Genomic DNA, 1,976 nt, shown 5'->3' on the forward strand with positions numbered 1-1,976 from the left:
GACACCGCTTTGGCAGCCGGCGAGACCTCGCTGGTGACCTTCACCTTCAGCGAAGCCGTCACCGGTTTCACCAATGCCGATCTGACGATCGCCAACGGCATGCTGAGCTCCGTCAGTTCGTCCGATGGCGGCATCACCTGGACCGCGACCCTGACGCCGACCGCTGGCATTACAGATACGACCAACCTCATCACACTCGACAATACCGGTGTGGCCGATCTTGCCGGCAACGCCGGGACCGGGATCACCAATTCGAACAACTACAGCGTCGACAGCCAGCGCCCGACCGCAACCATCGTGGTGGCGGACACCGCTTTGGCAGCCGGTGAAACCTCGCTGGTGACCTTCACCTTCAGCGAAGCCGTCACTGGTTTCACCCTTGGCGATCTAGCGGTCGCGAATGGCCTATTGAGCGGATTGAGCACGTCCGACAACATCACCTGGACGGCGACGTTAACGCCGTCCGCCGGCATTACAGACACGACCAACCTCATCACCCTCGACAATACCGGCGTGGCCGATCTCGCCGGCAACGCCGGGACCGGAACCACCAATTCGAACAACTACAGCGTCGACAGTCAGCGCCCGACCGCAATCATCGTGGTGGCGGACAACGCTCTGGCGGCAGGCGAAACCTCGTTGGTGACCTTCACCTTCAGCGAAGCCGTCACCGGTTTCACCAATGCCGACCTGTCGATTGCCAACGGCACACTGAGCTCCGTCAGTTCGTCCGATGGCGGCGTCACCTGGACTGCGACGTTAACGCCGACCGCCGGCGTAACCGACACGACCAATCTAATCACTCTCAATAACAGTGGCCTGACGGATCTCGCCGGCAATGCGGGCACGGGAACCAACAATTCCAACAACTACAGCATCGATACCCAGCGCCCCACTGCAACCGTCGTGGTAGCTGACACCGTATTGGCGGCAGGCGAGACCTCGGCGGTGACCTTCACCTTCAGCGAAGCCGTCACCGGTTTCACCAATGCCGACCTGTCGATCGCCAACGGCATGCTGAGCTCCGTCAGTTCGTCCGATGGCGGCATCACCTGGACGGCGACCCTGACGCCGACCGCTGGCATTACAGATACGACCAACCTCATCACACTCGACAATACCGGTGTGGCCGATCTTGCCGGCAACGCCGGGACCGGGATCACCAATTCGAACAACTATACAATCGACAGTGCCCCGCCCCGCGTCGCATCAATAACGCGTGCGGGGAGCGAAATGACGAATGCAAGTAGCGTACAGTATACGGTGACATTCACAGAGGGCGTCTCGGGCGTCGATGCTGCCGATTTTTCGCTAACCTCGACCGGTGGTCTTGCCGGGACGGTTGCGAACGTCACGCAAGTGGACAGCAAGACCTATACAGTCACTGTTAGCGGCATCACCGGCAACGGTTCCCTGCGTCTCGATCTGGAAAATACGAATACCAGTATTTCAGATGCCGCCGGAAATGCCATCACTTCTGGATACACAACGGGACAGGTTTATTATGTCGATCGCGTAAGCCCTATCGTCACTTCCGTTGGCGTTCCCGCTAATAGGACCTATGTGACAGGGCAAGACCTCGAGTTCACCGTCAACCTCACGGAAGCGGTGATTGTGAACACAGCTGGGGGCACGCCAAAATTTGCCGTGACGCTTGATACTGGCGGTACCGTCTATGCAAGTTATGTCAGTGGCAGCGGTACATCGGCGCTGATCTTCCGCCTCCCCGTCAAAGCCGCCCAGATGGACATGACGGGCATAACGCTCGGAGATGGTATCGATCTTAACGGAGGCGCGATCCGCGACGCCGCCGGGAATAACCTGGCGCTGACGCTGAACGGGGTCTCTCCAACGACAGGGGTTCTGATCGGGAACGATGCGCCGAAGCTGACGGGTGATCTCAAAGCCACCGTTTCAGAAGGAGGCATTTACACGCTGACCGCTGCCGATCTGGGCTTTAGCGATGCCGACGACGG

At 59.4% G+C, this 1,976-nt stretch carries 1 protein-coding gene; it reads left to right on the plus strand.

Annotation, left to right across the window (positions count from 1 at the left end; translation table 11 throughout):
* Positions 1-1,976: Ig-like domain-containing protein (locus tag ACOZKU_RS15080; protein WP_421579555.1), on the plus strand; the 1,976-nt coding region annotated here is incomplete at both ends.

It is taken from the genome of Shinella sp. M31 (genome assembly GCF_049199205.1).
GTDB lineage: Bacteria > Pseudomonadota > Alphaproteobacteria > Rhizobiales > Rhizobiaceae > Shinella.